We start from the raw sequence: 15993 nt of genomic DNA on the forward strand, positions 1-15993 counted from the left end.
TGGAAGCCCTCCGCGGTGCCCGGCGCGTTCCCCCGTCCCGCGCCCGGGCTCACGGTGGCGCCGCCCGGCGTCGTGTTCGGCTGTGCCGTCATCCCGCTCCCGGGCCGGGGCGGGCCGCCCGGCGCTCTCCTCGACCCGCCGGGGGCGGGCGCGGTCCTTGGAATCACCGGCGCGGGCCGGGGCTCCTGGGGCCGTTCGGCGTGCCCTTCACCGCTGCCGTCTTCTGCGACGCGCCCACTGGGGGCCTGCTGCCGGTGGGACTTCCCGCTCTCTTGCTCCGGCCGCCCGGCACGGTCCCCGACGCTGTTGGAGGTGCGTTCACCGGGGGCTTTCCGCTGTCGGGGCTTCTTGCCGGCGCGTCCCTCGACGCCATCAGAGGCGGATCCTTCGCCCCCTGCGGTGCGTTCACCGCGGGGCTTCCGCTGTTGGGGCTTTTCGTTCTTCCGCTCCGGCCGTCCGGCATGGCCGCCGACGCCACCGGAGGCGGATCCGTCGCCCTTCACGGCACGCTCGCTGCGGGTTTTTCCGCTCTCCCGCTCCGCCCGCCCGGCGCGTCCCTTGGCGTCCTCGGGAACGGGCTCATCACCGGTTCTCCCGGCAGAACGGTCCTGGCGTCTTGAGCGGCCGGTGGACTCGCCCGCGGTCCCGGCTGGCCGAAGGGGACGCACCCGCACGGTCAGGGTCGAGCCCGAGCGATCCTCCACGGTGGTGACGACGGTCAGCCCCGATGCCCGGGTGGACGTCCGGAGCGTGACCCGCATCGTCACGGCGTGCTCCACGTCGCCGAGCGTGCAGCGCAGCGGGCCGCCCGGCTCGGCGGGAACGCAGTAGGAGGGGTGATCGCCCCAGTGCGGCGGCCGCGCGGGGCCGCTTCCGGACACGGCGCGAAGGACCACGGTGACATCGCGGGCCACCGGGCCGTGCGGCCGGACGGTGACGGCATAGGCCGCCGACCCGGGTTCGGCGCGGGTCGGCGCCGCCTGCAGGGCCGCGGCGACGGGCAGGGGCGGGCCTGCCAACGCCAGCGCGCCGGCCAGCCCCGCGCACGTGAGCGCGCGCCCGGTGGTGCGCCCGGAGGAAGGGGTCGAAGCCGGCTCCCCCAGTGCCACGATCGCCGTCCTTCCACACGGTGAGGTGCTCGCCAGGGGGTCGGCGCGTCCGGCGCCGGGCCTTGTGAGTATTGCCCGGCGGTCGCAGAGCGTAACGCCCGATCCTCGTTCCGCAGAGCGAAAACAACTCTCCGTAAGATGGGGACGCCCGCCGATTCACGGGACCGGGCAGTCCGGGGAGAGGAGTCGTCGGTGGCCGAGGCCGTAAGGTCCCTGGAACGCGCCTTCGATCTGCTGGAACATCTGGCCGACGCCGGGGGCGAGATGGCGCTGTCGGAGCTGACCGACCGGTCCGGGCTGCCGATGCCGACCATCTACCGGCTGATGCGGACCATGGTGAACCGGGGCTATGTGCGGCAGGGGCCGTCCAAGCGCTATGCGCTGGGGCCGCGGCTGATCCGGCTCGGCGAGAGCGCCACCCGGCTGCTGGGCAGCTGGGCGCGGCCCGCGCTGGCCCGTCTGGTGGACGAGGTCGGGGAGACCGCCAACATGGCGGTGCTGGAGGGGGACGCCGCGGTGTACGTCGCGCAGGTGCCCTCCCGGCACTCCATGCGGATGTTCACCGAGGTGGGACGGCGGGTGCAGCCGCACTGCACGGGGGTGGGCAAGGCGCTGCTGGCCCAGCTTCCCCCCCAGACCGTGCGGGAGATCATCGGCCGTACCGGCATGGCCGCCCACACCCCGCACACGATCACCGACCCGGATGTGCTGCTGGCCCAGCTGGAGCACATCCGGAAAGTGGGCTACGCCATCGACGACGAGGAGCAGGAGATCGGCGTGCGCTGCGTGGCGGTGCCGCTGCCGGACGCGCCGACCCCGACGGCGATCTCGGTCTCCGGCCCGTCCGGCAGGCTGACCCGGGAGATGGTGGCCGACGTGGTGCCGATCATGCGCCGGGTCGCCGCGGACTTCGTCCGCGACCTGACACCGGGGCAGTGAGCCTTCTCACCGCACCGTCTCTGCAGGTCGAGACGGGTCATCGCGGTGAGGGCCGATGCCATGTGGCCTGGATACGTCCCGGCACCTAAGGCCACGCGTCGGCAAAGGTTCGATGACCGCTCACCGCGCGCCGGCGGCGACCTCCCCGGTCAGCACGCGGGGACGGCCGCGCCGCCAGTGAACGTAGTCGCCCGTGGCCGACACCAGCGTGCCCAGCATCCACAGCGCCACGCCCAGGTCGTCGGCGACCCCGAGGAAGGGGATGAACTCCGGGACGGCGTCCAGCGGGGAGACCAGGTACACCAGCCCGGCGGCCAGCAGCGCCAGCCTGCCGCGGCCCAGCCCGCGGTACTCGCCGCGCAGCACGTCGCGGATCATGCCGGGCAGCGCCCGCAGCCGCGCGCCCAGGCTCGGGGCCCCCGGCCGGGTGGTCTCGCTGTAGATCCGCCACGCCTGGCCCGCCGCCACCACTCGCCGGCTCACGCGCATGATCGTCCTCCGAAAGCAGGGGGTGGACGCGCCCCCGAGGCGCCCACGCTCTGATAAGACGCCCCAAACCCCTCATTAGTTCCCACCTCGGGCGCACCGGCCTGCTAGCGCGTCCTCGCCGGGCGGGTCAAGACAGCCGCGACAAGTGTTCGGCCGCCCTTCTGGCAAAGACGCCACATTTCCGCGCGATCTCGTCACTCCCTCTGGAAGCCGCAGCTTGCGGGATGTAGCGTGCGCCACTGTCGATCTTCGACCGGTCCCGGAGCTCTTCACCCCCTTTGGGAGCCCGTAATGGCGCACGCCACGACCACACTCGAGTCCATCGTCCGCAGCTACTACGAGCACGTCGACGCGCACCGGCTGGAGGAGATGCTGGCGCTGTTCGACGAGAACATCGTCTACGAGCGGCAGGGCACTCCGACCATCGTGGGGATCGAGGCCCTGCGGCGTTTCTACGAGCACGAGCGCATCATCGAGTCCGGCCGGCACTTCCTGGACCAGGTGCTGCCCGGCACCGACTGGGTGGCGGTCCGCGGCCGGTTCGAGGGGCGGCTGCGCGACGGCCGGCAGGTGCGGCTGCGTTTCACCGACTGGCACCACTTCCGCGACGGGCGGATCGTGCGGCGCGAGTCGCTGTTTCCCGACGAGGCGGTCTGAAAGCGGCCGCCCGCGGCGGTCACGGCGGCGGTTGCGCCGCCGTGACCGGCCCCGGCCTCACGCCTTGGCGAGCACCTGGTATTCGACCGGGACGACCCCGGCGCGGGTGCCGCCGATCGAGGCCATCGCGGCGCGCGACAGGTCCAGGCAGCGCCCGCCGACGAAGGGGCCGCGGTCGTTGATGCGGACGACGACCGACTTGCCGTTGTTGAGGTTGGTGACCTTGACCTTGGAGTTCATCGGCAGGGTCCGATGCGCGGCGGTGAGCGCGCCGGGATCGAACCGCTCACCGCTGGCGGTGGTCTGTCCTTCCCAGTAGTAGGACGCCCGGCACTTGCCGGAGCCGACGACCCGGTAACGGGTTCGCTTCCGCTTCTTGCGCACGGCAGGGCTCTGCCGGGCGGTCTTCGACGCGAGTGCGGGTTCAGAGGTCTCCCGGTGCGCCGGCGGCCCTCCGCCCGGCGGGCCGGGAACGACGGGCGGCACCGCCGCGGCCCGGGCCGGTTCGGTGCCGTTGCGCAGCACCCAGGCCCCGGCCGCCAAAGCCGCGAGCGCCGCAGTGGAAACGATCAGGACGGTGCGAAGACGAGCACGCACGAAAAGATCCTTTGATCGGGGACAGGACCCCGGACGCCTCCGCCGCCCGCCCCGGCGCTGTGGTCACGCCGCGCAAAGGGCGCCACGACGGCGGTGCGCGTTTTCCCACCCGCTGCGACCGAAGCGGCCGGCGGACGAAAAAACCGCGCCGATCCGGCTGCGCACAGGGGATCAACCTCCCCCGCCCGCAGGCCGGCAGGCCCGCGTCATTGCGGACATGTAATTGCGTCCGGCAGGCGCGGCATCGGTTTTTTCGCATTCCGGTGTCTCCGGTTCACCGAGACCGCGCACAGGTCCAAGACCGTACGCACTCTCCGCCACGGCGCAAGACCCCGCAGGGGGTTTTGTGGGGTTTGTCACGCCATTCTTGCGCAATATGAATTCACTCATGTGCACATTGTGACCAAATTCAAGATCATTTTTACGCGCACCACCATGCCCATCTCGCGGAGATAACAGAACTATATCCGCCAGGAAACAGCAAGGGGCACCCAGTCCGAGACTTCCCGAGCACACCCCCTTTGAGCTGCTGTTTCACACTTTGACGGACCCGCCGCCCCGGGAAGGGTCGAGACACTCGGCGAGACTCTCTCACCGCCTTCGAACAGGACATACCAGGACGAAGCACGCGTTAGAGGGGGCGGAGGAAGCGGTGCCGCTGCTCTTCGACCATGGGCGTGCCGGAGAACCGTAGAGACGATCGGTGACCCGTCACCCCAAGGGGATACGCCTGGGAGCGGCCATAGCCACGGTCACCTTGGATGCCGAGCCGGGGGTCTTCGGGTTGCGCCAGGGACCCTTCGGTCCGCTCCACCGGCCTGCGGCCGAGGCCGCCCAAGGTCGTGGCCGGTTCCGGAGGCGAAAGTCGGCTGCTATCCGCGCCCCGCCATGCCTTCATGGTGGCATCGCGGCTCGCGGAGGTGGCGGCCGAAGACGACATCGCCGAGGCCGAGTGGATCACCTGCGGCATCACCGAGCACCCCGAACGGACGGAATGGGCTGTGGCGGACACTGCTGAAGAACCACCAGCGCTACTACGACCCCTGCATCGGGCGGTACCTCAGCCCCGACCCCCTAGGACTCGCCCTCCAACCCGACCCGCACGCCTACGTTCTCAACCCCACCACCCGGGCAGACCTTCTAGGCCTGGGCCATGCGCTCCAGCACAACGGCGGGCGGCGGTAGAGGTCGTAAGCGGCGACCTGAGGAATCTACGGAGAGGACTCGGTCTACCGTCCGGACCGGGCGAAACCTTCCACCGCGTGATTCTCAAGGAAGAGATAAAGGAACACACTTTCGCCAGGCTCGACCATAAAGAGAATTCCTATCATGGCATGAACGGCGGGACTCCTCGCCCTACTCCCCATCCTGGAAATGGCATCGCGCGACCCTCCTAGGAGGACCCCGCAGAGGGGATGTATTTTCTCAAGAAAAGACCTTCAGGAACAGCAGAGGAAACCATCCTCTACGTCGACAGGGATGTGTGTCCGCACTACTTCAACAGCATGGCGGGCTATGCGAGGCGGCTGAACCTGGATTGCCTTAAGGTGCGGGAACAGGCAAAATACGGGGCGATCCTCATGGCGGGCTACTACGCTAGGGCAATAGACAAGTTCATCAGATTGCGATGATGTCGGAAGTCCGATACCCACCATATCCATACAGCACTATGACTACCACAGCCCCGACGACCACAGAAAAGTGAGGATAGAGGAGCTGGATGAGGTCTTTCACTCTATCGATCACTCCAGCCCCTTCACCATCTCCTGCGAGGATGAAGAAGCAGACAAGTACTTGATGATCGACGTCGACGGCGATTACGCCTTGCCCGAGTACTTGTATGAGGGGACATCATACTTTCTCGAGACATCCGATGAAGAAGAGATGCTCGAGATGCATGTGGGCGGGCTTCTCGAAGAATACCCAAGACGGAACATGATTCCTCGTGAGCAGACATTGGAGTTGATACGCCGCGCCTACCAGGACATGGACGCCGCCTTTTATTCATACAATTGGATCCCGAATGAATAGTGGGGCTCCCTGAACGGAAATCACCGTCCAGCGTCACCCGAAGGCCGGCAGGGTCCAGGGGTGACGCCGAGCCCACCGGGACTCCCGGCGAGGCTTGCTCAACGATCGATGTCGCCGAGACCCCGGAGGCACGCGCAAGGACACTGGGAGAGGGCGAGGCAGCGGCGGGCGACGCACGGAGGGCCACACCACCGGAGAGCAGGGAAATGCGCCTACAGAGAGCGGACGAGCACACCCTCACCCCAGGGTGAAACGGCACGGTGCAGTCCCGGGGACGAAGCATGCACCGAGGGCACCGAGAACGTCGGGGACATCACGTCGTTGCTCTCTGCAAATCGCAAAGACCTTGACAACAGATGCCCTCGCCACCGGATCCACCCAACATCCAAGGGCTCGGGGTTCCCTACCGTGCCATGCTCGACGTTCCCCGTCCTGCGGGCCGGTATCCGGTCCGGCTGCTTGCGGCCTACCCGGCACCTCAAGGGGACTCCGATGCCTTGGGGCCGTTCCGGCAAGCGCCGCTGGTGTGGTGCACCGCCTTCCGGGTGCGGCACCGATTACCCGCCCGGCTCGGTGTGTCATGTCACCGTGAGCCCACGGCGGGATCGGCGCGTCCACGCCGCCCTGCTCCCGGGCAATACCTGGGGCCAATTCTCATTATGAGAGAATTTCAGTTCGCTACCCGCCGTGGCTTCGCGGTGGAGTCGTCGCTTGCGGTGGCGAGGACAGTGCCGTTAGGACTGAAAGCCACCAACCAGATTAGGCGTCCATATTCGGTGCAGGCTGCAAAAAGCCAGCCAGTCCCGGCCTCACACACTTTCACAGTGTCGTCACCACCTGCAGTGGCGAGAGTGAGGCCATTCGGGGCTGAACATCAGTGAGTTGACCCACTCTTTGTGCCCGGTGAGGGCGGCACGGAGACGGAGCCTGCCGTAGTCAATGCCCGTCTGGCCTCCGGTGGGGCTTTCTCAGCGAAAGTCACTGCCAAGCATCGTTGAGGACGGGTGCGGCTTGGACGATGACGCCGATCCGGCTTCGGGCTCATAGTGGCCTGGCCCAAGGCCTTGGCGCCGTCTGAGAGGGGCGGCGTCTTTTCCCCGGACGAGCAGGCGCTTACCATCCGGTCATCGGCGTGAGTGGCGACAGCCAGGAGACGGGGGTCCGGATCCGACCGGCACACCGATTCGGCGGCGAAGACGCTCCCAGCGGTTCTGCGGCTTTCAGGGGCGACGCCGCAACGCCTTCCGCATTCCCGGCGCCCGGTTCGCCCTGGTGCGTCCCGTTCGATTTCGCTTGAAGAACCTCAGGGAACCCTTTCGCCACGTGGTCTCATACGCCTGGGACGGGAGCCCCGGCGGGTCCCGGTGCCGGGCCGTCGCAGGCCGCGGCTTCGTTCCCGTCGGTGGCTTACCCGTCCCCGACTGCAGGAGAGCTGCGTGCTGAACAGGCTCAGTCCTCCGAGAGCGCCGACCCCGGTTCATACGAGGGAGGAAGAGTCCCCGTGGTGCCGGGGAGGCCGCCGAGCAGTCCGCTCAGGCCGCTCGGCAGGATCGCCGGCAGCGTCTCGCCGGAGGCGGTCGAGGTCTCGTCCGCCGGGTCCGGGGTTCGCCGGGCGTTGGCCGGTGGGCTCACCCGCGGGCTGCCCAGGGCGCCGAACACCGGCTGGCCGGGCTGGACGGCGCCGGCGGGGTCGGCGGCGGGCGGGGCGGTCGGAGCCGCGAGCCGGCCGTTCGGCCGTTGCGCCTGCTGGGCGTCCGGCCGCAGCAGCGGGCCGCCGCACAGCCGGCTGCCGAGGCCGGGGGCGGACAGGCACGCGGCACGCGCCGGGTCCAGGCCGAAGGAGCGGGTGGCCGTGCCGAGGGCCTCGTGGCCGGTCAGGGCCGACAGCAGCGTCTCGGTGGCGGACTTCGGCCAGTCGGTCTCGGCGCGCCGCCCCTGGTCGAGGGTCTGCACCGGGACCGCAACGGCGCCGGGCCGCGGTGCCGCCATAGCGCGCGCCGGCACGGCCGAGCCCGCCATCAGCACGATGGCCGCGGCCACCGGAGCCAGTGCCAAGGCCCGGATCAGATTACTGAAAGATCGATTCACCTTTCCCCCCGAGAATGTGCTTGACCTGGTGTATGCGCCGCGGCCCAAGCGGCACCATCGAGCGGGCACGCTAGTACATCCGCAGGTCAAGCACAACGAATTCGAAGAGGAATTTGTGATCCTCCGGTGAGGAAAGTAAAACGACCGGCCGCCGCGATATTCCGGGTTTTATGGCGGCAAGTCCGGCAGGCAAAAAGCAAAGGCGCCCGGCGCTGCGGCCGGGCGCCCGGTGCGCTCAAGGCCCTTACTCGGTCTCGCCCGCTCCCAGCGCGATGGCCTCGGCGACCTCCTTGCGCCGGGCGGCCAGTTCCCGCTGGTGACGCTCCTCGTCGTAGCGGTCGGCGATCTCCTCGTCCTGCTTCATCAGGGCGGTCAGGTCGGCCTTGGCGTTGTCCAGCACGCCCATGGCCTCATAGGCGTCGCGCACCCGCTGACCCCACAGCCCGATGTCCTTCACGCAGGGCACGATCCGGCTGAACAGCAGCGAGGTGTACAGCGAGTACATGTCGGACCTGTCGACGTACTCCATGCATTCCTTGACCGGCAGGCCGAGGTTCTCGAAAACCTCCCGGCCCTTGAACCGGTCGCGCATGAGGTAGCAGCCCTCGATCACGAACTCCTCGCGCTCGGCGCGCTCCTTGTCGGTGAGTTCGGCGTAGTAGTCCTTAAGGGCCAGCCGGCCGAAGGCCACGTGCCGCGCCTCGTCCTGCATCACGTACGCCAGCAGCTGCTTGACCAGCGGGGTGGTGGCCATGTCCCGGTACAGGCCGAAGGCCGCCAGCGCCAGCCCTTCGATGAGCACCTGCATGCCGAGGTAGGCCAGGTCCCAGCGGCTGTCGTCGAGGGCCTCCTTGAGGAGCTTGGCCAGGTCCTGGTTGATCGGGTAGTACATCCCGATCTTCTCGTGGATGAACTTGGCGTAGGCCTCCACGTGGCGCGCCTCGTCCATGCACTGGGTGGCGGCGTAGAACTTGGAGTCCAGGTCGGGCACGGTCTGCACGATGCGGGCCGAGACGTTCAGCGCGCCCTGCTCGCCGTGCAGGAACTGGCTGAACAGCCAGGAGCCGTTGTGGCGGCCGAACTCCTTGCGCTCGGCCTCGGTCATCTTCTCCCAGATCTCCGAGCCGAACAGCGGGTTGAACTGCTCGGGGAACCCGGCCACGTTGGTCGGGTCCACCTCCTGGTCCCAGTCGATGCGCGACTGGGCGTCCCACTGCTTGTCCTTGCCCTTTTGGTACAGGGCCAGCAACCGGTCCCGGCCGTCGTCGTACTCCCAGGTGAAGCGGACGTCCCCGGCCATGGGGACCTTCCAGATGTCATCGGGGAGTTCGGTGACGTAGTGGTCGAAAGAGCTCATGGGAAGCCTCCTCGGTGAGGCGGGGGGTGGCGCTCCCACCGGCCTTTACAGGTCTTCCTAGCATGTAAAGTGAGCTGCGACCATACTTCGGCGGCCATCACCTCACTGAGTGACCACATGGTCATTTTGGGTGTCGCAGATCACTCCCGCCCGGGCGCCGTCCCGCTCAGGGAGTGTCGATGTGACCGGCCAGGTACCCGTGGATGAGCCGCTTGGCCTCCGCCACCGTGGCCGGGTCGCCGTCGGGGTTGTTGCGGAAGGCCATCTTGAGCACCGCGTCGGCGGCCTCCACCGCGATGGCGATGGCCCGCGCCAGCTCGGGGGTGTCGGGCACGCCGAACGCCTCCACGATCAGCTTCCGCAGCCGCCGGGCCACCACCGAGTTGTTGTCGGCCGTCTCCTCCAGCAGATTGACGTCGGCCACGTCCCCGAAGCGCAGCGTCCGAAAGCCGGGGACGGTGCGGTTCATCTCCACGAAGATGTCGATGATCCCGCCGACCGGGTCGGACCAGTGCTGAAAGTCGCCCTCGGCCAGCAGCCGGGAGACCCGCTCGCCGAACATCTCCAGATTGCGCAGCGCCAGCGCCTGGGCCACCGCCCGCTTGTCGGGGAAGAACTGGTAGACCGAGCCGATCGCCACTTCGGCGCGCTGGGCGATACGGGTGGTGGACAGGCCGTCATAGCCGACCTCGTCCAGGATCTCGGCGCAGGCGTCGAGCATGCGCTGGACGCGCTCGGCACTGCGGCGCTGGGCGGGACGGCGGCGTAGGGGGGTCGACCGGGTGGGCGTCACGTTCTCATTCTTCCCTGTTACCGGCGGTCTTCGAACCGTTCCGCCCCCCGCCATAAAATGCGAGTTTTCCTCACTTCTTCGGGAGGCCCGATGGCGTTCACGGCCGATTTCCGCTGGGGTGTGGCCACCGCCGCCTACCAGATCGAAGGCGCCGTCACCGAGGACGGCCGGGGCGCGTCGGTCTGGGACACCTTCTGCCACGAAAGCGGCCGCATCGCCGGCGGCCACACCGGCGACGTGGCCTGCGACCACTACCACCGCTGGCCCGAAGACCTGGCGCTCATGGCGGACCTGGGCGTGGACGCCTACCGCTTCTCCATCGCCTGGCCCCGGGTGCAGCCAGGCGGGCGCGGCCCGGCCAACCCCAAGGGCCTGGACTTCTACGAACGGCTGGTGGACGGGCTGCTGGAGCGCGGCATCACCCCCTTCGTCACCCTCTTCCACTGGGACCTGCCGCAGGCCCTGGAGGACGCCGGGGGCTGGCTGTCGCGCGACACCGCCCACCGCTTCGCCGACTACGCCGCGCTGGTGGCCGGCCGGCTCGGCGACCGGGTGGAGCACTGGATCACCCTGAACGAACCCGTCGTGGTCACCGCCTACGGCTACGCCTTCGGCGTCTACGCCCCCGGCCGCACCCTCCTGCTGGACGCCCTGCCCACCGCCCACCACCAGCTGCTCGGCCACGGCCTGGCGGTCGCCGCGCTGCGCGAGCACGGCCGCCGGCAAAAGATCGGGCTGGCCAACCACTACTCCCCCGCCTGGGCGCAGGATGAGTCCTCCCCGGCCGACCGGCGCGCCGCGCAGATCTTCGACCTGTTCATGAACCGCCTGTTCACCGACCCGGTGCTGCACGGGACGCTGCCCGACCTGTCGGCCCTGGGCGGCCCCGACCCGGCCTCCTACGTCCGCGACGGCGACCTGGCGGCGATCGCCGCGCCGATCGACTTCCTGGGCGTCAACTACTACCAGCCGACCCGGTTGCAGGCCCCGCCCGCCGGCGGCCCGCTGCCGTTCGAGATCGTCCCGATCACCGGGCACCCGGTCACCGGCATGGGCTGGCCCGTCGTCCCGGACGCGCTGCTGTCACTGCTGCGCGACCTGCGCCGCACCCACGGCGACGCCCTGCCGCCGATCCTCATCACCGAGAACGGCTGCTCCTACGACGATGCGCCCGGCCCCGACGGCACCGTGGACGACCCCGAGCGCATCGACTTCCTGCGCGCCCACCTGCAGGCCGTCGAAACCGCCCTGGCCGAGGGCATCGACGTGCGGGGCTACTTCGTCTGGTCGCTGATGGACAACTTCGAATGGTCGGAGGGCTACGGCCCCCGTTTCGGCCTGGTGCACATCGACTACGACACCCAGCGCCGCACCCCCAAGACCTCCTTCGCCTGGTACCGCGACCACATCGCCCGCGCCAGGCGCACCTCTTAGGCCACGTGCACCGTGGTGAGGACGTCCAGCCCGGAGATCGTCAGCACCGGCCGCAGCAGGGACGGCACGATCAGCTCGATGTGCCGGACGTGGGCGAACAACGCGGCCAACGCGGCGCTGTCCAGGTAGTGCACCCCGGTCAGGTCGATCACCAGCAGCTCGTCGTCGCCGGCGGCGCGGGCGATCGCCTCGCGGAAGGTCTCCACATTGCTGAAATCGATCTCGCCGGCGACGGCCAGCACCGGGGTGCCGTCGTCCCGCCGGCGAACGGTGAGCTGCAGTGGCGTGGTCATGGGGCGATCCCGATACGCATATCGACGGTGGTTCCGGTAGGGCCGTGCTCGACGGCGACCCGGTGTATCAGCGCGCGGATCAGCGCCAGGCCCCGGCCGTGCCCCTGCCCGCCGCCCTGGTGGGGGAACTGCCAGCGGCTGGAGTCGGCGACCGTCACCTGCAGCTCCTCACCGGTGACGGACGCCGTCAGGCGCACCAGCCGGCCCGGGCGGTCGCCGCGGCCGTGCTCGACGGCGTTGCCGCACGCCTCCCCGGCGGCGGTCAGCACCCGCTGGGTGAGCGCCGGCCCGAGGTTGAAGCCCTCCAGCCAGCGGCGCAGCTCGGCGCGGACGGCGGCCAGCCGCGCCGCGTCCGCGGGGAACGACAGGTGCAGCCCGTGCGGGCGGCGGTACAGCAGCAGGGCCGCATCGTCGTCATAGCCCTTGCCCTCTGGGATCAGCCGGGTCATGACCTGCTGGGCGAGGTCTTCCAGCGGCAGCCGGCGGTACCGCCGGGCCACCGCGGCGGCCTGGCCGATCCCCACGTCCAGGGAGCGGTCGCGGCGTTCGATCAGCCCGTCGGTGTACAGCAGCAGGGTCGTCTCCGGCGGCAGCAGGTACTCGCCGTCGGGCCTGGGCATGCCCGGCACCACCCCCAGCGGGGTGCCGCGTCCCTCTTCGAGCAGGTCGGTGCGGGCGTCGGCGTGGACGGCGATGCCCGGCAGGTGCCCTGCGCTGCTGTAGGTCAGCCGCCCGGTGTGCGGGTCCAGGACGCCGCAGAACACGGTGGTGCCCACCGCCCCGGGGACCATCTCGGCGAAGCCGTCCATCGCCGCCAGCGTCAGCGCCGGGTCGGCCAGCTGCAGCAGCAGGGCGCGGCAGGCGCTGCGCAGCTGTCCCATGACGGCCGCGGCGGACACGCCCCGTCCCACGCAGTCGCCGACCACGATGCCGATGCGGCCGTCGGGGAAGCCGAACGCGTCGTACCAGTCCCCGCCCACCGGCAGCGGCCGGGCCGCCGGTTCGTAGCGGGCGGAGAACCCGCCGGGAAGCTCGCCGGGGCTGAGGATGGCGCGCTGGAACGCCAGCACGATCTCGCGCTGCTGGCTGACCACCGAGATGTGCTGCAGGGCCTGGCTCAGGTATCCGCACAGTGCGATCAGCAGCGGCTGGTCCTCGGAGGTCAGCAGGCGGTGCGGGTCCGGTTCGATCCAGATCACCAGCGGGCCGCCGAAATGCTCCAAGGTGATGCCCACGCCCGCGGGGTCGGCGAAGGAGACCGGGCGCAGCGGCGGGCGGCGGCGCAGGTCCTCGATGGTGGCGCGCACCGGGGCGGGCAGGTCCTCCCAGCCGATCTCCGCCCCGCCGGAGATCACCTGTACCCGGTCGCCTTCGTCCCAGGTGGCCGCGATGATCCGCGCGGGCTCCCACAAGCCGGCCATCTCCTCCAGCGCCGCCCGCAGGGTCTGCGGCAGGGAGTCCGTCCCCGACAGCCGCAGGCTCATGTTGGCCAGGGCCATGTCGCGCTGGGCGGCGGCCCGCTCGGCGGTGATGTCGCGCAGGGTGCCCACGATGCGGCGTTCCCCGGTGCCGGGGGTGAAGACCTCGTTGTAGGCGGTGGCCACCCACACCCGGCGCCCGTCGCGGTGCCGCAGCGGGGTGGTGTGCCTGCCCTTGGCGCGGCGCGTCATCCTGGAGACGAGCTCGGCGGTCCGGCGGTGCGCCTCGGGCTCGGTGTCGGGGTCGGGCCACCAGGGGAACGGCTGCCGGTAGGGCAGTCCCTCGGGGCCGAAGCCGAGCAGGTCGGTGAACGCGTTGTTGATCTCGATGATCTCGCCCTGCTCGTTCATCACGAAGAACGCCTCTTGCAGGGAGTCGAACAGGGCGCTGCGCCAGGCGGCGTGCTGGCGCCGCAGCCGGTGCATCTCCACGTTCGCCCGCACCCTGGCCAGCAGCTCGACCGCCGAGAACGGCTTGACCAGGTAGTCGTCGGCCCCGGCGGCCAGCCCTTCGGCCGAGTGGCGCTCCCCGGCCAGCGCCGACAGCAGCAGCACCGGCACGTCCGCGGTGCGCGGGTCGGCCCGCAGCCGCGACACCAGTTCCAGGCCGCCCATGCCGGGCATCATCACGTCGCTGATGACCAGGTCCGGCGGGTCGGCGCGGGCGGCCCGCAGGGCCTGCTCCCCGTCGGCCACCGTCTTGACCCGGTAGGCGGGGCGCAGCAGCCGCCGCAGGTAGTCGCGCAGGTCGGGGTTGTCGTCGGCGACGAGCACCCTGGCCCGCTCGCCGGCCGACACCGCCTCTCCCACCAGGTGCGGTTCCGCCGGGCCGGAGACGTCCGTCCATTCGTCTTCCCGGTCCCCCGGCAGCCAGCGCAGCGCCTCTTCCACGTACGGGTCGGCGGTGGGCGACACTTCCTCCTCGGTGGAGGGGACCAGCTCGCCTTCGGGCAGGTGCGCATGCCCGAAGGGCAGCCGGATAGTGAAGGTGGTGCCCTTGCCCAGGGTGCTGTCGACGCCGATGGTGCCGCCGTGCAGGTGCACCAGTTCCCGCACCAGCGCCAGCCCTATGCCGCTGCCTTCGATGGAACGGGTCTGCGCCGCTTTGACCCGCTGGAACCGTTCGAACACGCGGGGGAGGTCTTGCTCGGACATGCCGACCCCGGTGTCGGAGACCCGCAGCACCGCCTGCCCGTCCTCGGCGCGCAGCCGGACGGTGATGGAGCCTTCGAAGGTGAACTTCAGGGCGTTGCTGAGCAGGTTGAGGACGATCTTCTCCCACATGCCGCGGTCCACGTACACCGGTTCGGGCAGCGGCGGGCAGTCCACCTCCAGCCGCAGCCCGGCTTTGTCCACGGCGGCCCGGAACACCCCGGCCAGGTCGGCGGTGAAGACGGCCAGGTCGGTCGGCTGGTAGCGGGCCTCCATCCGCCCGGCCTCGATGCGGGCGAAGTCCAGCAGCGTGTCGACCAGCCTGGTCATCCGCAGCGCGCTGTGGCGGATGATCTCCAGGTTCTCGCGCACCCATTGGTCGGCCGGTCCCAGCCTGGACCGCAGCTCCTCCAGCGGCCCCACGATCAAGGTCAGCGGGGTGCGGAACTCGTGGCTGATGTCGGTGAAGAAGACGGTCTTGGCGCGGTTCAGCTCGGCCAGCTCCTCGGCCCGCCGCTGCTGCGCCCGGTAGGTCAGCGCCCGGCTGATCAGCGCGGACGTCTCCTGGCCCAGCAGCCGCAGAAAAGTGCGGTAGCCCTCGTCCAGGGGGCGCCCGGCGCCGGCCGCCAGCACGATCACCCCGGCCGGCCGGCCGTCCTCCCCGCCCGGCAGCGGCAGCACCATCGCCTCCCGGGGCGGCACGGGCCAGCCGCCCGACGGCAGCTCCCCGAACCGCTCGGCCACATCCGCCACGACCACCGGCCGCCCGGTGCGCATCACCTCTTCCAGCGGCCACCCGCCCGGCCCGCCGTCGCGGGGCCGCGGATCGATGCCCGGCGGGCTGGTCGCCACCAACTCCAGCGCGTCGCCGCCGGGCTTGCGGGCATACAGCGCGGCGAACGGCGCGTCCCGTTCCGCCTCGCGCAGCGTCTCAGCGGCCAGCCGGCACGCCTCGGGCACGCTGCGGGGCGTCTCCGTCAGGCTCCCCAGCCGCCGCAGGGCCTCCAGCCGCCGCCTGGCGACGACCTGCTCGGTGGTCTCGTCGCAGACGGTGAACACCCCGGTGACCGCGCCGTTGCCGTGCAGCGGGCTGGTGGAGAAGGTCCAGTACGTCTCCTCCTGGTATCCCTGCCGGATCACCTCCAGGGGGACGTCCTGGGCGCCGATCGACACCCCGCTCTCCAGCACCTGCCGCATCGACGGCTCGACCAGGGGCCATGCCTCCGCCCACACCTGCTCGCCCGGGCTTCCCAGCGCCGCCGGGTGCTTGCCGCCCAGCAGCGGCCGGTAGGCGTCGTTGTAGATGCACCGCATCTGCGGGCCCCACCACACGACCATCGGGTACTGGGAGTTCAGGCAGATCCGGCAGGCCACGCGCAGTTCCGCCGGCCAGTCCGCCGGGTCTCCCATGCCGACCGCCGCCCAGTCGAACTCGCGCACCAGGCGCACCATCTCGCCGTCTTCGGCGGACGCCTGGCGCACCAGCGCTGCCGCATCCTCGTGCGCGCCATCGCCCATCGGTCCGTCTCCCACCCGGCGGCTCCCCACAGGGTGACACTTCTACCCAAAACGGACA

At 70.1% G+C, this 15993-nt stretch carries 14 protein-coding genes; 6 read left to right on the top strand and 8 right to left on the bottom strand.

Translation table 11 applies throughout. The features are described from left to right. Window positions 1–1301 precede the first annotated feature (1301 nt). Complete coding sequence (locus TCUR_RS23375; RefSeq protein ID WP_012855064.1) at window positions 1302–2048, top strand: IclR family transcriptional regulator; 747 nt, start codon at window positions 1302–1304, stop codon at window positions 2046–2048. Between the two features lie 120 nt (window positions 2049–2168). On the opposite strand, the gene TCUR_RS23380 is transcribed toward TCUR_RS23375, so the two are convergent. Beyond that, complete coding sequence (locus tag TCUR_RS23380) at window positions 2169–2537, bottom strand: YkvA family protein (protein ID WP_012855065.1); 369 nt, start codon at window positions 2535–2537, stop codon at window positions 2169–2171. Window positions 2538–2828: 291 nt separating this feature from the next. Here TCUR_RS23380 and TCUR_RS23385 point away from each other — a divergent pair, with 291 nt between their 5' ends. Then, a complete protein-coding gene (locus TCUR_RS23385) occupies window positions 2829–3194 on the top strand; it encodes a nuclear transport factor 2 family protein (protein ID WP_012855066.1) in 366 nt (121 codons plus the stop codon). 57 nt (window positions 3195–3251) lie between these two features. Here the strand turns inward: TCUR_RS23385 and TCUR_RS28465 are convergent, their stop codons facing one another. After that, complete coding sequence (locus TCUR_RS28465) at window positions 3252–3791, bottom strand: septal ring lytic transglycosylase RlpA family protein (protein ID WP_012855067.1); 540 nt, start codon at window positions 3789–3791, stop codon at window positions 3252–3254. Between the two features lie 888 nt (window positions 3792–4679). On the opposite strand from TCUR_RS28465, the gene TCUR_RS28640 reads away from it, so the two are divergent. From TCUR_RS28640 to TCUR_RS23400, 3 genes are all read left to right on the top strand, one after another. Next, window positions 4680–4976, top strand: a complete 297-nt coding sequence (locus tag TCUR_RS28640; RefSeq protein ID WP_083789938.1) for an RHS repeat-associated core domain-containing protein — start codon at window positions 4680–4682, stop codon at window positions 4974–4976. Window positions 4977–5206: 230 nt separating this feature from the next. Next, window positions 5207–5422: a hypothetical protein gene (locus TCUR_RS26745; RefSeq protein ID WP_012855068.1), complete on the top strand. Its 216-nt coding sequence runs from the start codon at window positions 5207–5209 to the stop codon at window positions 5420–5422. A 70-nt stretch (window positions 5423–5492) separates the two neighbouring features. Further along, window positions 5493–5822 (top strand): hypothetical protein, encoded by a 330-nt coding sequence (locus TCUR_RS23400; RefSeq protein WP_012855069.1) that lies wholly within the window; start codon window positions 5493–5495, stop codon window positions 5820–5822. A gap of 670 nt (window positions 5823–6492) precedes the next feature. Here the strand turns inward: TCUR_RS23400 and TCUR_RS28645 are convergent. The 4 genes from TCUR_RS28645 to TCUR_RS23415 all read right to left on the bottom strand — a co-directional run bounded on the left by TCUR_RS28645 (window position 6493) and on the right by TCUR_RS23415 (window position 9988). After that, complete coding sequence (locus TCUR_RS28645; RefSeq protein ID WP_353745310.1) at window positions 6493–6645, bottom strand: WD40 repeat domain-containing protein; 153 nt, start codon at window positions 6643–6645, stop codon at window positions 6493–6495. A gap of 626 nt (window positions 6646–7271) precedes the next feature. Beyond that, window positions 7272–7877: a hypothetical protein gene (locus TCUR_RS23405; RefSeq protein ID WP_041440335.1), complete on the bottom strand. Its 606-nt coding sequence runs from the start codon at window positions 7875–7877 to the stop codon at window positions 7272–7274. A gap of 277 nt (window positions 7878–8154) precedes the next feature. Beyond that, a complete protein-coding gene (locus TCUR_RS23410) occupies window positions 8155–9267 on the bottom strand; it encodes a ferritin-like domain-containing protein (protein WP_012855071.1) in 1113 nt (370 codons plus the stop codon). A gap of 166 nt (window positions 9268–9433) precedes the next feature. Beyond that, a complete protein-coding gene (locus TCUR_RS23415; RefSeq protein ID WP_012855072.1) occupies window positions 9434–9988 on the bottom strand; it encodes a TetR/AcrR family transcriptional regulator in 555 nt (184 codons plus the stop codon). A 162-nt stretch (window positions 9989–10150) separates the two neighbouring features. Here TCUR_RS23415 and TCUR_RS23420 point away from each other — a divergent pair, with 162 nt between their 5' ends. After that, window positions 10151–11494 carry a GH1 family beta-glucosidase gene (locus TCUR_RS23420; protein WP_012855073.1) on the top strand — a complete coding sequence of 448 codons (1344 nt, stop codon included), beginning with the start codon at window positions 10151–10153 and terminating at the stop codon, window positions 11492–11494. On the opposite strand, the gene TCUR_RS23425 is transcribed toward TCUR_RS23420, so the two are convergent. After that, window positions 11491–11787 carry an STAS domain-containing protein gene (locus TCUR_RS23425; protein WP_012855074.1) on the bottom strand — a complete coding sequence of 99 codons (297 nt, stop codon included), beginning with the start codon at window positions 11785–11787 and terminating at the stop codon, window positions 11491–11493. The genes TCUR_RS23420 and TCUR_RS23425 overlap by 4 nt on opposite strands. Further along, the gene (locus tag TCUR_RS23430; RefSeq protein WP_012855075.1) at window positions 11784–15935 is read right to left on the bottom strand and encodes a SpoIIE family protein phosphatase; all 4152 of its coding nucleotides are present in this window, start codon (window positions 15933–15935) and stop codon (window positions 11784–11786) included. The genes TCUR_RS23425 and TCUR_RS23430 overlap by 4 nt, the downstream gene beginning before the upstream one ends. Window positions 15936–15993 lie beyond the last annotated feature (58 nt).

This window comes from Thermomonospora curvata DSM 43183 (assembly GCF_000024385.1).
Lineage (GTDB): Bacteria > Actinomycetota > Actinomycetes > Streptosporangiales > Streptosporangiaceae > Thermomonospora > Thermomonospora curvata.

Coding starts and splice junctions, on each gene's coding strand:
- TCUR_RS23380 (WP_012855065.1), bottom strand. CDS start 2,537: ATGCGCGTGAGCCGGCGAGTGGTGGCGGCGGGCCAGGCGTGGCGGATC.
- TCUR_RS23385 (WP_012855066.1), top strand. CDS start 2,829: ATGGCGCACGCCACGACCACACTCGAGTCCATCGTCCGCAGCTACTAC.
- TCUR_RS28640 (WP_083789938.1), top strand. CDS start 4,680: ATGCCTTCATGGTGGCATCGCGGCTCGCGGAGGTGGCGGCCGAAGACG.
- TCUR_RS26745 (WP_012855068.1), top strand. CDS start 5,207: ATGTATTTTCTCAAGAAAAGACCTTCAGGAACAGCAGAGGAAACCATC.
- TCUR_RS23410 (WP_012855071.1), bottom strand. CDS start 9,267: ATGAGCTCTTTCGACCACTACGTCACCGAACTCCCCGATGACATCTGG.
- TCUR_RS23415 (WP_012855072.1), bottom strand. CDS start 9,988: ATGCTCGACGCCTGCGCCGAGATCCTGGACGAGGTCGGCTATGACGGC.
- TCUR_RS23420 (WP_012855073.1), top strand. CDS start 10,151: ATGGCGTTCACGGCCGATTTCCGCTGGGGTGTGGCCACCGCCGCCTAC.
- TCUR_RS23425 (WP_012855074.1), bottom strand. CDS start 11,787: ATGACCACGCCACTGCAGCTCACCGTTCGCCGGCGGGACGACGGCACC.
- TCUR_RS23430 (WP_012855075.1), bottom strand. CDS start 15,935: ATGGGCGATGGCGCGCACGAGGATGCGGCAGCGCTGGTGCGCCAGGCG.